17 protein-coding genes are annotated in these 15072 nt (G+C 34.2%); 7 read left to right on the top strand and 10 right to left on the bottom strand.

From position 1 onward, the window contains the following. Window positions 1-171 precede the first annotated feature (171 nt). Both IPK14_25290 and IPK14_25295 read right to left on the bottom strand, forming a co-directional pair. Window positions 172-831 carry a DUF692 family protein gene (locus IPK14_25290; protein MBK7996562.1) on the bottom strand — a complete coding sequence of 220 codons (660 nt, stop codon included), beginning with the start codon at window positions 829-831 and terminating at the stop codon, window positions 172-174. Continuing rightward, window positions 815-1063, bottom strand: coding sequence for a hypothetical protein (locus IPK14_25295; GenBank protein ID MBK7996563.1), 249 nt, complete (start codon window positions 1061-1063; stop codon window positions 815-817). The genes IPK14_25290 and IPK14_25295 overlap by 17 nt, the downstream gene beginning before the upstream one ends. A 318-nt stretch (window positions 1064-1381) precedes the next feature. On the opposite strand from IPK14_25295, the gene IPK14_25300 reads away from it, so the two are divergent. The 5 genes from IPK14_25300 (at window position 1382) to IPK14_25320 (ending at window position 4933) form a co-directional block, all read left to right on the top strand. Further along, complete coding sequence (locus IPK14_25300) at window positions 1382-1831, top strand: amidohydrolase family protein (GenBank protein MBK7996564.1); 450 nt, start codon at window positions 1382-1384, stop codon at window positions 1829-1831. A gap of 771 nt (window positions 1832-2602) precedes the next feature. Beyond that, window positions 2603-2917 (top strand): hypothetical protein, encoded by a 315-nt coding sequence (locus tag IPK14_25305; GenBank protein MBK7996565.1) that lies wholly within the window; start codon window positions 2603-2605, stop codon window positions 2915-2917. Between the two features lie 136 nt (window positions 2918-3053). Beyond that, window positions 3054-3398: a hypothetical protein gene (locus IPK14_25310; GenBank protein MBK7996566.1), complete on the top strand. Its 345-nt coding sequence runs from the start codon at window positions 3054-3056 to the stop codon at window positions 3396-3398. A 216-nt stretch (window positions 3399-3614) separates the two neighbouring features. Continuing rightward, on the top strand, window positions 3615-4595 hold the full coding sequence (locus tag IPK14_25315; protein ID MBK7996567.1) for a serine/threonine protein kinase: 981 nt from the start codon (window positions 3615-3617) through the stop codon (window positions 4593-4595). Next, complete coding sequence (locus tag IPK14_25320; GenBank protein ID MBK7996568.1) at window positions 4592-4933, top strand: protein kinase; 342 nt, start codon at window positions 4592-4594, stop codon at window positions 4931-4933. The genes IPK14_25315 and IPK14_25320 overlap by 4 nt, the downstream gene beginning before the upstream one ends. Window positions 4934-4937: 4 nt before the next feature. Here IPK14_25320 and IPK14_25325 read toward each other — a convergent pair whose 3' ends face one another. The 4 genes from IPK14_25325 to IPK14_25340 all read right to left on the bottom strand — a co-directional run bounded on the left by IPK14_25325 (window position 4938) and on the right by IPK14_25340 (window position 9289). Next, window positions 4938-6206 (bottom strand): Glu/Leu/Phe/Val dehydrogenase, encoded by a 1269-nt coding sequence (locus tag IPK14_25325; protein MBK7996569.1) that lies wholly within the window; start codon window positions 6204-6206, stop codon window positions 4938-4940. A gap of 340 nt (window positions 6207-6546) precedes the next feature. After that, window positions 6547-6939 (bottom strand): hypothetical protein, encoded by a 393-nt coding sequence (locus IPK14_25330; GenBank protein MBK7996570.1) that lies wholly within the window; start codon window positions 6937-6939, stop codon window positions 6547-6549. A 345-nt stretch (window positions 6940-7284) separates the two neighbouring features. Then, a complete protein-coding gene (locus tag IPK14_25335) occupies window positions 7285-8922 on the bottom strand; it encodes a hypothetical protein (GenBank protein MBK7996571.1) in 1638 nt (545 codons plus the stop codon). Between the two features lie 13 nt (window positions 8923-8935). Then, on the bottom strand, window positions 8936-9289 hold the full coding sequence (locus IPK14_25340) for a hypothetical protein (GenBank protein MBK7996572.1): 354 nt from the start codon (window positions 9287-9289) through the stop codon (window positions 8936-8938). A 332-nt stretch (window positions 9290-9621) separates the two neighbouring features. On the opposite strand from IPK14_25340, the gene IPK14_25345 reads away from it, so the two are divergent. Beyond that, the gene (locus tag IPK14_25345; GenBank protein ID MBK7996573.1) at window positions 9622-10161 is read left to right on the top strand and encodes a prepilin-type N-terminal cleavage/methylation domain-containing protein; all 540 of its coding nucleotides are present in this window, start codon (window positions 9622-9624) and stop codon (window positions 10159-10161) included. Window positions 10162-10208: 47 nt separating this feature from the next. Here IPK14_25345 and IPK14_25350 read toward each other — a convergent pair whose 3' ends face one another. The 3 genes from IPK14_25350 to nifS are packed head-to-tail and all read right to left on the bottom strand — an operon-like array spanning window position 10209 to window position 12198. Continuing rightward, window positions 10209-10601 carry a DUF2203 domain-containing protein gene (locus tag IPK14_25350; GenBank protein ID MBK7996574.1) on the bottom strand — a complete coding sequence of 131 codons (393 nt, stop codon included), beginning with the start codon at window positions 10599-10601 and terminating at the stop codon, window positions 10209-10211. Between the two features lie 20 nt (window positions 10602-10621). Next, window positions 10622-10981, bottom strand: a complete 360-nt coding sequence (locus tag IPK14_25355; protein ID MBK7996575.1) for an iron-sulfur cluster assembly scaffold protein — start codon at window positions 10979-10981, stop codon at window positions 10622-10624. A gap of 5 nt (window positions 10982-10986) precedes the next feature. Continuing rightward, window positions 10987-12198, bottom strand: a complete 1212-nt coding sequence (nifS, locus tag IPK14_25360; protein MBK7996576.1) for a cysteine desulfurase NifS — start codon at window positions 12196-12198, stop codon at window positions 10987-10989. A gap of 98 nt (window positions 12199-12296) precedes the next feature. On the opposite strand from nifS, the gene IPK14_25365 reads away from it, so the two are divergent. After that, window positions 12297-13943: an alpha-D-glucose phosphate-specific phosphoglucomutase gene (locus IPK14_25365; protein MBK7996577.1), complete on the top strand. Its 1647-nt coding sequence runs from the start codon at window positions 12297-12299 to the stop codon at window positions 13941-13943. Window positions 13944-14036: 93 nt separating this feature from the next. Here IPK14_25365 and arsS read toward each other — a convergent pair whose 3' ends face one another. Further along, a complete protein-coding gene (gene arsS / locus IPK14_25370; GenBank protein ID MBK7996578.1) occupies window positions 14037-15011 on the bottom strand; it encodes an arsenosugar biosynthesis radical SAM protein ArsS in 975 nt (324 codons plus the stop codon). Window positions 15012-15072: the final 61 nt, after the last annotated feature.

Here is a 15072-nt window from a genome sequence, read left to right on the forward strand (position 1 = left end):
AGCGGGTCATAGTTTCCAAGCTCTAGGATCAATGGCTAGTAGTTGTTTTTTTTTTCTTGCTCGCTTAAATTTAGGTCAGCTAAAGCTTGTTCAGGGTTTTGATAAACAGAGTTAACAAAAGCTGGATCAAAAGCATTCTTACTACTAGGTGTTGTAATGTATGATAACTCATTATTTTGCTATTAGTTGGAAAAGATCCTTTCTTTGAATAGGAAATAATTGATTAAGTTTAGCAAAATTATCTAAGCACTCTTCAGCTTTGTTATGTTCACATTCATAAACAATTGCTTTTAGGTTTGGAGCGCGGGAAACAACATGCTCTAAGATTTCCCATGTTGCTTGGATAGGCTCAGGACTATGATCATCATTTATATATGAATAACCGCTAGTTTCTGTAAATGTTCCGCCTGCTACGTGGAGTTCAATTACTCGTTCAAATGGGTAGTTGTCAAAGCCTGTTAATGGGCTAAGACCTCGGCTATGTTGGAAAATTGCTAAATGAGCGCAATCTAGCAGTAGTCCACAGTCAGCACGCTCGGCCATTTCAGCAAAATATTCTAAAATGTGCATTTCGCCTAAGTAGACAACCGCAGGTGGATTTTCTGGCAAGCAACAAAGCTGTGATTGATTTTGAATTTTTTGGATGTTATCAACTGACTCTAAGACTGAGTCCATACATAAAATCGGGGGCATTAGCATTTGATGTCCGCGCTCACGTGAGCCAAAATGCCAGCGTCCAGCATCTCCACAAAGCCAAACAGCATTTATTTCTTTAGCCATTTCTATTGTAGAAACTAGCCAATCCTCGGTTAAATCAGCTTTTTTCTTCAATATTAATATCTAAGAAATGATAAGTTGTTGGTAATGCTAAATTTACCCAACGTCGGACATGTTCATCTAATCCACGATCTAAGTCGCCACCATATTCAAAAAAATGTATTAAGGTAGGGTAATTTTCCTGTAACCAACAAGCATCAATTCCTTTTGTTGCAGAAGCAAACTCTCCAGAAATACCAACACCTAGACGAGGAATTTTAGCTATTTTATCAAAGAATTTACTCATAAAAATTTCCAAACATAAAACGTGATTTTCTTGGACAGCTATTTTTTTTATTAAAAGTCGTGTTAATTTCCTGGCAGATAATTTTAAGGAGCAAGCCAAAAGACAAATGCGACGCTTATTATTGTTTCTGCCAATTATGATATTTGCTGTTATGTTAAATACAAGTAATTTTTAGTTGTTATATGGCTTTAAAAAAAGCAGAACCTACTGAAACGAATATTATAGATGTACACGCTCATATAGGTGAATTTAAGGGTATGACTTAAGTTTAGTAACTTTACTAAAAGAAATAAAAGAAAACAAAATCCAGTATGCTTTATTTCTAATATTGATGGTGCTTCAATTAGCGGTGTAACTGCTGATTCAGACGAAGTAACAGCAAATGAAGCATCTTTTCAGGCTGCTAAAGCTAATCCAAAGTTAAAACCATTATTTTGGGCAAAACCTGGGGCTAAAATGTCTAGTGCAGAGACAGCAGAAAAGTTTTTAAGAGATAAAAATTTTTGTGGAATAAAATTTCACCCAGATTTTAATAATTTTTCTGCTAATGCTCCTGAAATAATGCCCTATTTAGCTTTATGTGAAAAATATAAAGTGCCAGCACTTTTTCATTGTGGAGGGTCAAGCCGTTCTAAAGCTAGTGTAATTTATGAGGCTGCAAAAAAATTTCCTACTGTGCCTGTTGTCCTCTATCATATGGGCTTTAATACTTCACATCAGGAAGCAATTGTAGTAGCGGAGCAAGCTAAAAAAAAAAAGATGCGCTAATTTATTTAGAAACTTCTATGTTTCACCTGAAACAGTTCTTAGAGCTATAAAAACGGTTGGTGCAGATCGTGTAGTGTTTGGAACAGATGCAACTTATTATGGAGAAGGACACTATCAACAATACTTAGATACTTTACAAACAATAAAAAGAGTGTTTCAAGCGAAGAATTTCAACAATTTATACATAATAATGCTGTAAGTATTTTTAATATTACAGAAGATAAAACAAATCAAGGAAACAAAAATGAGCCAGCCAAACCCAAAGATAGCAACACCAAACCCAACTAAAAGCTAAGCCAAAACCAGAAAGAGTTGAAACCTTAAGACTTAGTAGCAAATTAACAGTTAATGTTGTTTATGAAGACCGTTATATAATGGCAATAAATAAACCTGCAAATTATTTAATTGCTCCTGTTAGTTGGGAACAAACTAGCCGCAATCTAATGTTAATGCTAGAGAAGGCATAGAAATGGGCGCACCTTGGGCGCGTCGGCGTGTATTAAAATTTATTACTAATATACATCGTTTAGATGCTGATACTAGTGGAGTACTGCTTTTAGCCAAAATCGCTTAGCTTTAAGCAAAATGACAGATCTATTTGAAAGACGACAAATTAGCAAAACCTATCTAGCACTTGTAAAAGGTGTTGCTCCAAGTAAAAGTTTTCCTCAACAGAATCAATTGCAGAGCATCCAAAAATAGCTGGTCTTATGATTGTAGATAAAAGAAATGGTCGGGAGTCTGTAACAAACTTTAGTGTAGTTACCCAGTTTGAAAAAGTATGCTCTACTTAAGGCTATGCCAATTACAGGACGGACTCACCAAATACGACTACATTTAGCTTCTCTTGGCTTGCCAGTAGTAAACGACTCTATTTATAGCAATTTAGATACAGCTAACAATAAGTTAAGCTTGCCAACAGAGCCTTTAATATCATCATTACCAATAGAAAGACTAGCGTTACATGCTTATGAATTAAGATTTAAGCATCCTCTTTTACAGAAAAAAGTGTTTATTCAAGCACCACTACCTAGGGATTTTGAACAGACAATAAAAATTTTGCAAAAAGCTTCTATTAATATTTAGGAAAAAATTAAAATTTTGTAGCAATAAACATAATTAAATAGTTTAAGAAATAATAAGTATTTTTTAGCAGTTGGTACTAGACAACAAAAGGAAAACTATCTTACCATCAAAAAATAGTAATATTTAGGTGTAAAAAATGGCAAGAAAAAAAGTATTCCAAAAACCTAAGTCATCAACTCAAACAGATATTAAATCCCAACCAGAAACAGACTTTTTAATAAAATCTGATGATAGTTTATCTCCAGAAAGATTTGATGAAATTGTTGCAGGAGTATTTTCATCTAAGCGGCACACAGGACAATTTAGCGATAGACTTAAAACAGCGGAAATAGAGCTACTTCAAAGACCTAATTTTGAGGAAGATAAATCTTTTATTGCAGAACTTGAAAAAACACCAACTACAGATGAGCCAAATAAAATAGATGAAACGAATGAATTAGATGAAGTAAATAAAGTAAGTAAAACAAATAAAAGTAGATAAAACAAATAAAGTAGATAAAGTAGAAGACAATAAATGGGCAGATTGTTTAGTACAAGATATTGATGCTGATTTTGATACATCAGATGATATTATGCAATGGCCCCTAGATTATGACGAGAAGAACGAGAATTTCTAAGTTATTGTCTTTCTCATTTATTAAAAATAAACAAGTTTGTTTCTGACTATAATGCCAGAATATTTACTTAAGGGTTATTTATGTCTGATTCTCTTATATCGGCTTTACTAGCAAGACTAGGATTTTTAGTAGTAGAGTATTTAGCAGAAGATAGCTTTCAATTAATAGGTAATAGTCCAGGTTGGTATCAAGAATTTTGTGGAAAAAGTTTTTCTTGGCCCCAAGAATTTCACCTTACACAAACCTTTCCATTTATTGAAGTTTTCCTTTTTGATGCTCAAGAATTTTGGGAGCAAAAAAGTAATGATAAGTTAAACTCTGGCCCCTGGACAGAAACAGACCTAAATGCTAAAGAATACCACCTCCAAGCCACTGCACTTTTAGTTAATAATAAAAAAATTATCTTAATAGAAAACATTAGCTATACCTATCAAGAAAAACAAGCCTTACTCCAACAACTAAGAGAAAATAGCCTAAATCATGACCAAATAGTTAAAAAAATACGTGCTGAATTTGCTACCAGTAATAGCTTAGAGCAAAATACTGCTTTAATTGGAGGCAAATTAAATGATCGCTACCAAATAGAGTTAATTTTAGGAAAAGGAGGTCTTGGAATAGTTTACCTAGCAATTGATTTAGAAACTAATACAAATGTAGCAGTAAAAATGCTATTAGAAGATGCCGAAGACATTTCTCATACACAAAAAATGTTTGAACGAGAAATGAAAGTTCTAAAACGAGTAAAACATCCTAATGTAGTAGGAATTTTAGATTCAGGTCTTACAGCAACAGGGAGACCTTTTTTTATAATGGATTATGTTAAGGGTAAATCCCTTAGTGATTTAATAGAAGAAGAGCGTATTTGGTCAGTTGAACGAACTTTTAATTTATTAAAATATGTTTGCCCTGCCTTAAATGCTATTCACCAAGAGGGCATTATCCATCGAGACTTAAAACCAGCAAATATAATGATTAAAGAAGAAAATGGAGAGGAAATAGCTGTTATCTTAGACCTAGGTATTGCTAAAATTGTTGCTGGTGGCCTAAAGATAGTGCTATGACGCAACTTACTAAAACTGGGATGATTGTTGGCACTATCCAGTATCTTGCCCCTGAACAATGCTTAGGTAAATTACTAGATTTACGCACGGATATTTATGCCCTAGGAATTATGGTTTATGAATTGTTAACAGGAATGTTACCTTATGAGTCGGATAATGTTCAAGGATGGTTATTTGAACATTTGCGGACTATACCAGAGCCTTTAAGTTTTTATAATCCAATGATTTCGTCTGAAGTTGATAAAGTTGTATTGTGGGCATTAGAAAAAAGGCCAGAAGATCGCCCACAAACAACTTTGGAGTTTTTAGATAGATTTGCCCAAGCAGTGGGAAAATAAATAATTAGGCATAAATACCACGTAGTCTAATTTCTGCTGCTACTCTGTCAATTGCTCGCATATAGGCTGCTGTGCGAGTATCAACCTTATGATCTTCTGAAAAACTTAGCATTTCTTGAAAACTCTTTAACATTTTATGTTTAATGTTGTCCAAAATTTCTTCTTTCTTCCAAAAAAATCCCATACGATTTTGTACCCATTCTAAATGGCGTGCAATTGCTCCACCAGCATTAGCTAATAGGTCAGGAATAACAAATGTTCCTTTTTCATAAAGTATTGGATCTGCTTGGGATGTAGTCGAACCATCCGCCGCTTCACATAAAATCTTACATTTTACATTGATAGCATTTTGGCTAGTGATTTGTTCATGCAATGCAGCAGGAATTAATACATCACAATCAATTGTAAGTAGTTCATTAGTTGTAATTTGTTCTGCTAATTCATAGGTCTTAAAGGTTTTATGTTGTGCAAAATGCTCTAAAACTTCAGGAATATTTAACCCTTCAGCTTTATAAATGCCACCATCAACATCAGAAATAGCTACTATTTTATAACCTGCCTCATATAGTAATTGTGCTGTGCTACTGCCACGCCGACCGGCTCCTTGAATAGCAATTTTGGTTTCTGTTGGTGCAAGGTTAAATTTCTTTAATGCCTCTTCAATTAAAAATAATACTCCATAACCTGTAGCGGTATTACCTACAGGTGATCCCCCCATTTCAACAGGCTTACCTGTAACTATTGCTGTAACATTATGACGAGCGTGCATTGAATAAGTATCCATTATCCAAGCCATTATTTGCTCATTAGTGTTGATGTCTGGAGTAATAATATCTCTTTCTGGGCCTAAAACATCCAACATATCAGCCGTATAACGCCTAGTAATTCTTTCGATTTCCAAGGGTTGTAAATATTTTGGATTACATACAACTCCGCCCTGTGAACCGCCAAAAGGAATATCTACTAAAGCGCATTTATAGGTACTCCAGGCTGCTCCAGCACGCATTTCATCTAGGGTAATATTTGGGCCAAAGCGCAGTCCACCTTGGAGCGTTCCACGAGCTAAATTATATTGGACACGATAGGCGGTAAATATTTCTGTGTCACCATTGATGCGCTGGATTGGCAAATAGACGCAGACTTCCCGGCTAGGAGTACGTAGAATTTTATATAAATTAGGCTCAAGGTTAAGCAATTCTGCGGCACGGTCAAAGCGTGCCATTGTTGATTCAAAAGGGCTATATTCGTCATAAGTTTGGGGTAAATAGGACATTAGCAAGTCTCCAAAAATTTTGATAATGCAGAAAATATAACATTTTATTGAAAAAGAAAGTGTTAAAGTAAAATTTTAGTAATAAAACTCACCAAAGAAAACTCTTAGATGGAAAGAATAATATGTGTAGAATGCTTATCAAGCAAGACAAAGAAAAGCGGGCATCTAAATAAAATCTTCTGCCTTTAAAAAAATAAATTAAAACTAGATAAAATACGGCGGGTTAAATACGGGATGTTATTTTAGGTAAATTAGAAATAATGACATTTTTCTAATAATTTAAAGCTTAGAAAACCCACCTAACTATTTACAAGCTTGAGGTGGGTTTTCTATTAATCCTTTAGAATCTATGTTTTATCACATTAGTTCTTTTCTTAGCTGTTGAACTACTTTCCATCTTTTTAAGTATTATCTCAGCATAGACTTCATCTGTCCCAATATCTTCATTAAGAAGTCCCATTGGTACTTGCCTAGTGAAAGCAATTGGTTCTATGGCAGATGGTGTAGCATCTGGGAAAAAAACAGAACTATAGGAAAAAAGAAAATCATCTGGATTTAACCACCAACCAAGGTCTTCACCCCATACTTTACAATCAACTTTATAACGTAGACCTTTTTCCATTAAGAACTTTTCTAAAGGTGTAAAACGTATTTCACCCGTTACATCTACTTTTGCATTGTTGCCAGGTAGGTTTAATTGCATTGTAAGTCTTGCATTAGTTATGGTAGCCATAATTTTCTCCTTTCAAAAACCAATAACAGACTTATGGTATAACTAAAAAACAATTATACCTTTTACTTAAAACTACTACTACTTGCGAAATTTTTACGTCAAAATCCTACTAGACTGTGAAATATTAACCATTTAGTAGCTGTAAAAAGCACTAAAGTTAAAAGAACAAGTAGATAGCATTAAGACTAGCAAGCTATGTACCCATTTAACTTGTTATTGTTAATGTTGCCGGTAAGTTAGAAGATTCTAGAGAAATAAAATATAGAAGATGTAAACTGCTAAATTATCAATTTCTTATTCCATTTATAAGTTATTTTTTAGATACTTTGCGTGTTTTAAAAATTTCTAGTTATCTAAAATTGTTTTTCTATCTATTTTTAGCAGTCCATTGCTAGTAGCAAAGTAAACATTTTTTTCATTGCTAACAATAGCAGTGACATTGTTAGAGGGTAAAGCTTGAGAAAATTTGCGCCAAATTTTACTTTTTAGATCTAATAAAAAAATCCCATCTCCTAAACTGCCTACGTATAAATATTGGCTATCTGCATACATAGCATTAGGGTTAACATCAAATTTACCTATTTCAGGAGAAAAATTAATTAGCTCTCCCGTAGGAGTAAGCGCATCTACTCCACCGCCATTTGTTCCAATATAAAGAGTTCCATTGACTGCTAGCAATGCGTTAATCCAGTTATGAGAAAGTTTAGAATTATTAATTGTTAAACTTCTAATTACTCGTAATCCCTCCATTTCAATAAGTCCGCCTAAACTACCAACAAATAAACGATTATTAACAAACGCACTAGTGTAAAGATAATTATTTGGTAAAGAAATAGGGCTACGAGCAATATTTCCTTGTAGTAAAGTTAATCCTCTACCAGTGGCAATAGCTAGTTGAGGCTCGTTATTAATATTATTAGAGCTAGGAACCAATAAGACATGAGCAATCATATTAGAGTTAATACCAGTACGCTCATCTAAGGTTTTATATTGTAATTGATTGTCAAAAACGGCAAGTCCTGTGGAAGTGGCAACTAACATTTTTGATGTAAGTGGATCTAGGGAAATAAAATTAATTTCTCTGATGGTGTTATCTTGTAAATGTGTGATTAGCTGCATTGTTTCTAGGTCAAAAATATCAATTCCTTGGTCAAAGTAACCAATCCATAACCTTCCACCCTCATCAAAAGCCATTGAGCTTATATGGTCGGCTGTTAATGGCGAGAGTGGGGAATTTGTGCCGAATCGGTCAAATTCTAAACGAGTCTTGTTAATGTCTGCTCGTAAAATACCTTTGTTTGTTAAAGCAAAAAGGTTTTGATCCTCGCCATTTGACCAAAGTATTGTATTTGTAAATTTTGTTTTATCACTATCATTTATACTATCGGAAGCTTTATTAATAGGATAAACAGAAACTGATTTATCAAAAATTTCTACTACATCACCAGTAAAAAGACCTCCCCAAAGTTTTTCTCCTATTTTGGCTAAAGAAATAATATTAGGAATAGAGTTAATTTTTTCAATTTCTCCTGTATCAGTTCTTAGCACTACACCAAAATCTGTTGCAATAATAACCCCACGTTTGTCTTCACTTAATGCAGTAATTCGGTTTGATGGCAAGTTCTCTTGCTTAGTAATTTGTTGCCAACGGCTTTCTTGCCATAGATAAAGACCTGACGCATAAGTTCCAATATAAAGTCGGTTTCCATTTTGTAGTAGTGAAGTAATTTGTGGAATAGGCTTTATTTCTTGGTCTTGACGTGTAAATTTCAACCCATCAAAAGCTAATAGCCCACCATCAAAAGTCCCAACTAAAAGTCTTTCCTCTGTTGCTAGTAAACTACTAATTTGTCGAATCACAGGTTTTTGGATCTTATGATGGATAAAATCTTTACCATTAAAAATAACTAATCCGTTGTCAGATGTACCAATACAAAGTTGTGAGCGAAAAACTACTAAAGCAGTTAAGTCTATGCTTGGCAATCCATCTAAATTTTTAGTGTTTAACTAATTTGCCTTCTAAATCAAAGACCAATAGCCCACCAGAAGTAGCAATATAGTAATTATTATTATATTTACACATTGCTCTAGTTTGAAATGTTGATAAAAATAATTGCAAACCAGTAGATGATAAAGGGGTAGCTATAACAATAGTGCTATCAATTTTGCTTAAAGAGGCTTGTTTTTCGCCTTCACTAGTAATAACAGATTCTATTTTTTTGGAGTAAAAATAAATACTTATAAATAAAGTAAATAAAGTAAATAAAGTAAATAAACTCAGTAGTAAGGTTACATACTTTTTTTGTTTAAGTTTTAGCAATCCATTTTTGGTATTACTTATAAGTGACATATTTCGTTACAAAAACTACCAACTAAAATGACAAAAAATGTGACTTTTAGAGGAGTTTTTTAATTCTAAAAAATAAACTATTAACATTAAGTTAAGAGTTTATTAACATTTCATTAAATTTTGTAAAGCCCCAAACTGAAATTTAATATTTTGGTATGGTATTTGCCTAGTTAACTTTTATCCAAAGTAAATTTAACTAACATCATAATAACTTTATTTTCTGGTCTGTCAAATGTAAGCATAGAAAGCTTAGTAAATTAGCAAAGAAAACAAGGATTAAATCCTTAAAACAAACACTAAACTAAAGTAAGTAAACTAAAAACGGGGAAATTATGAGGAAACCTACTTGTATAAAAAAGAGAAATTTTAAGTCTTCTAATGCAGGATTTAGTCTAATTGAACTATTGATAGTAATTACAATAATTGGTATTTTAGCAGCTATTTCTGTAGTAAATGTATTTAGTGCGCGTCGTGCTGCTAATAGTTCTTCTGCTGCTTCAGCAATGCGTACTTTTCATCAATCTGAGGCTAGCTATTCAGCCGGAGCCGGTAATGGTTCTTTTGGTAGCCCACAAGAGCTTTTTGCACAAGAATTTATTGATTCTTCTTTAGCGGCTTCCTGTCTTCCTACACCAACAGGTACAACAGTTGGTGGTTTGGTTGCCGCTGCGCAACGGCCTAAGAGCGGGTTTATTTTTGTTTTTAATAATCCTTCTCCTGATAGATATGAAATATCTGGAAGACCTTTTGTTTCTACAGGTCTAGCAACTAGCGGAGATAAAACATTTTTTATTGATAGTAGTGGTGTATTGCGCTCATCAACTTTACCAACAGTTAATGCTGATTCTACAAGCGCACCGTTAAATAATTAAAAACTCTTAATAATTATTACAAAAAGTAGGAATATTTTTCCTACTTTTTATAATAATTGGCGGCCAGCAAATCCAGCATCTATTTCATGCCAATAATTGATTTCCTCTTCATCCATTTTCCAACATAAGTAAATTACTCGCCCGTCTTTCAAATGAGGAAAATCACATAATCCTGTCCTATAGTCTTTAACTAAAACACCAGTATTTTCTATTTCCTGAATTACAGTAGTTAGTAAAACTACGTTATGTAGATAGCTTGGCCCTAAATAAGAACCACTACCTAGGCTAGCTTTACTACGCACTTTTTTAATTTCTTCCTGCATTCCAAGTAATACACTGCTTACTTTAGTCACCTTTTTAATTAAAGGTCGTAGTTTAGGAATCAAACTATTAGCTTCTTGAAGTGTAAAAAGTTTTTCTGGAGTTAATTCATTTTGCATAAATTTGATTGAGTAAATCCCTATTTATTAAGTTTAGATAAAGCTGTTTGTAAAGCCTCAATTGCTAAATCTGCCGCATGTTTTTTGCCTCTAGGCAAGCCTTCAAGCATTTTAATTAATTCATCTGTTTCTAATAAACTTGCTTGATGGATAGTTTTATCAATTAACCATTCTGTTAGCAATGAGGCTGATGCTAAGGTTGGCGCACAACCATAAGCTTGCATTTTAACGCTAGTAATATTTTTGTCTAATTTTATAAAAAGTTTTATTTGATCTCCACATGCACTATTGATTACAGATGATGTCACTGTAGCATCTGCTAATTCACCAACGTTACGAGGATTTTCTAAATGATCTAAAACCGTTTTAGAGTATGGCATTTTAGTTATTGTTTTGTTGACATAGCCTGTCGATATAGTGGAGAAACTCGCCTAAGCCGAGTTACTGCTTCAGGTAATATGCTTAATACATAATCAATTTCTTCTTTAGTTGTATAGCGTGAGAGTGAAAAACGAATGCTCCCACGTACTAATTCTTTACTTAAACCCATTGCTACTAATACTGGGCTTGGTTCTGTTGAGCCAGAAGAACAAGCTGAACCTGTGGAAACCGCTACGCCTTTTAGATCTAAAGCAATAAGCAAAGCTTCTCCCTCAATATAACTAAAACTAATATTGGAAATATTCGGCAATCTACTACTCGTCTCACCATTGAATTTAATTTCTGGTACTAGTTTACTAACTTCTGTTTCAAAGTAATCTCTTAGATGGCTGATTTTTTCCATTTCTTCTGCTAAATGATGTTCTGCTAGTTTAGCCGCACAACCCAATCCAACAATAGCAGGCACATTTTCTGTACCTGCGCGGCGATCTCTTTCGTGTCGTCCACCAGTTATTTGAGAGCTAATTCTTACGCCTTTACGCAAATAAAGTGCGCCAATGCCTTTAGGCCCGTGTATTTTATGACCAGATAAAGAAAGTAAATCTACCCCTAGATCTTTTACATTTACAACTATTTTTCCTACACTTTGGACTGCATCTGTATGAAAAAAAATATTTTTACGTTGATTGCGGATTTCTTTTACTAGCTCACCTATTTCTGCAATTGGCTGAAGAGTCCCCACTTCATTATTAGCATGCATTATTGTAATTAATAAAGTTTCATCGCTAATTGCTGCTTTTACATCTTCTATTCTAACAAGCCCATTTCTATAAATTGGCAAGTAAGTCACTCGCCAACCTTCTTTTTCTAGTGCTGCACAAGTGTTTCTGACGGCAGGATGTTCAAATTGGGAGGTAATTATATGATTGCCTTTACCTTGGTAATTACTAGTAATTCCTCTAATTGCTAAGTTGTCGGCTTCCGTTCCACCGCTAAGAAAAATAATCTCGTTAGCTTGTGCGCCAATTAAATCGGCTACTTGCTGGCGGGCATTATCCATTGCAGCTTTAGCTTGTTGTCCAAACCTATGAATTGATGAAGCATTGCCAAATTGCTCACTAAAATAAGGTAACATAGCTTCTAAAACTTCTGCTGCAAGTTTAGTTGAAGCACTATTATCTAGGTAAACACGAGAAGTTAAAGTATTTTCTGTCATAAAGCTAAGCTAGTAGAGCAAAAAAATTTTGTCAATCATTAAAAGATAAACTAACTTATAATATCCTATTTTCTAAAATTTTTAATGAAGGGTCAAATATGGAGCAAATAAAAATACAACAAAGTAGTCCTTTTTCTGATCAACGTCCTGGAACTTCTGGACTACGTAAGAAAACAAAAGTTTTTATGCAGCCTAATTATTTAGAAAACTTTGTTCAAGCTGTTTTTAATGCTGTAAAAGAAAAGTTTAATATAGATTTTAGCCAAGAAACTTTAGTAGTAGGTGGAGATGGTCGCTATTATAACCGTAATGCAATACAAATAATTTTGCGTTTAGCCGTTGCCAATGGGTTTAAGCAAATAATGATTGGAAGGGGGGGAATACTTTCTACACCAGCAATGTCGGCTGTAATTCGTCGCCAGCAAGCTTTAGGCGGACTAGTGCTTTCAGCTAGCCATAATCCGGGCGGAATAGATGCTGATTTTGGAATTAAATACAACATCCGAAACGGTGGCCCAGCCCCAGAAAGCGTTACAGAAAGCATTTATCAACATAGCTTAAAAATTACTAGCTACCAAACCATTGACCATCCAGAAATAAATCTAGATGAGCTTTCTAGCTTTAATATAGCTAATAGCCAAATAACTATTTTTGATCCTCTAATAGACTATAGCGCGGTAATGGAAGAGCTTTTTGATTTTGAAGCTTTAAGAAAACTTTTTTCTAGTGGTTTTACAATGCGATTTGATGCAATGCACGCTGTTACAGGGCCTTATGCCCACCATATTTTAGAAAAGCTTTTAGGCGCACCTTTGGGAACTGTAGTAAATGCAACTCCTAAAGAAGATTTTGGACAAGGACATCCCGACCCTAATTTGGTTTATGCTGCTGAACTTGTAAAACATTTATTTGATGAAAAGGCTCCTGATTTTGGGGCTGCTAGCGATGGCGATGGGGATCGCAACTTAATTTTAGGACGTAACTTTTTTGTCACCCCAGGAGATTCTTTAGCTATTATTGCTGAATATGCACAAAAAGCTATTCCTGGCTATCGTCAAGGACTTCGGGGAATAGCACGTTCAATGCCAACTAGCACGGCAGCCGACCGAGTAGCAAAAGATTTAGGAGTTGAATGCTATGAAACTCCTACAGGATGGAAGTTTTTTGGTAATTTAATGGATGCTGATAAATGTACTATTTGCGGTGAAGAAAGCTTTGGAACAGGTTCAAATCATGTTAGGGAAAAAGATGGTCTTTGGGCTGTGCTTTGCTGGCTTTCAATTCTAGCTTACACAAATAAATCTGTAGTTGAAGTTGTAAAAGAGCATTGGCAAAAATTTGGCCGAAGCTACTATCAACGTCATGACTATGAAGGTTTAGACCTAACAAACGCCAATAAAATGATTAGCAGTTTAAGAGAAAAATTAGCTAGTTTAGTAGGCAATAATCTAGCAGATACAACAATTAGCCAAACAGATGATTTTTCTTATACAGATCCAGTTGATGCAAGCATTAGCAATCGCCAAGGAATCCGCCTTTTACTAGCAGATGGCTCAAGAATTATTTTCCGGCTTTCTGGCACAGGAACCGAAGGCGCGACCTTAAGAATTTATGTTGAACGATACCTTCAAGATGGCGGACAAAGCGATATTAAAGAGGTTTTAGAGGCTTTAATCAATGAAGCAAAACAAATTTTACAACTAAAAGAATTTTGTAATGTAGATGAACCAACTGTGATTACTTAAGTTTCATTATTGGAAATGGAAACACGAGTGGGTGCATTTGTATTTTTAATGCAAGTGAGACAGTTCAGCCACTCCTGTTTCCATTTCTATAAACTAGGCTAGCGCACCACTACAAGAAGATCCACTTCCAGCAGTACAACCAAAACAATGACTAGCAGTAGCAATTTTTCTACCTAGTAGTTTACTTAAGTCAAAATCCTTGATATTTTGTGGGACTTCTGGATTTACTCGCATTCTTAAAGCTAAATTAAAATCGCAATCATAAAGATTTCCATCCCAATCAACTTCAATTTGGTAAAGACACATCAATTTATCTACTGTACCGGAATTAAAAGAGTCAGAAAGCATACTGCGGTATTTGTCAGATTTACTTTGTTTGCGTAAATCTGTAGAAAAACGACCTATCGCCATATTAGTAATTGTAAGTAGTCGATTAAATGTTACTTGGTGTCTTTGCCAAAGTTCTTTTTTATAAGCTTCTTCTAGTTTTGTTTGGTCAGGTGGAAGAAACGCGCCTAGAGGGTTATAAACTAAGTCTAAAGTTAAATCAGGATTGGTTCCATAACCAGCCAAGTTTAATAACTTTATGGCTTTGATACTTGCTTGATAAACACCTGCACCACGCTGTTTATCAACATTTTCTTCTAAATAACAAGGTAGGGAAGCGACTAGCTTAACTTTATTCTCACAAAAAACATCAATCATTGTTGATTGTTCAGGCTCAAGTAAAACAGTTAAATTAGTGCGAACTTGAATCATCTGGCCTTGACTAGCTAAAATTTTGATAAATTTAGATAAATTTGGGTTAAGTTCTGGTGCGCCACCAGTAATATCAATTAAGCGACATTTGACATCTTTAGCTACTTGGATAATTTTTTTCATCACAGGCCAATCCATCATTTCTTTTCTACTAGGAGAAGAACTTACATGACAATGCTCACAAGATTGATTACATTTTAGCCCAACATTTACTTGTATAATATCTAAACTATGATTATAAAGAGGTTGTCCTAATTGAACTAAAACTTGATTTTCAAAAGCATTACCTATAGCTAAATTGGTAGACATAATAATTTTTCCCTAGCCAAAAATTTTTCTAATGTTAATAGCCTTAATTTATTGATCTTAA

Source organism: Blastocatellia bacterium, assembly GCA_016713405.1.
GTDB lineage: Bacteria > Acidobacteriota > Blastocatellia > Chloracidobacteriales > JADJPF01 > JADJPF01.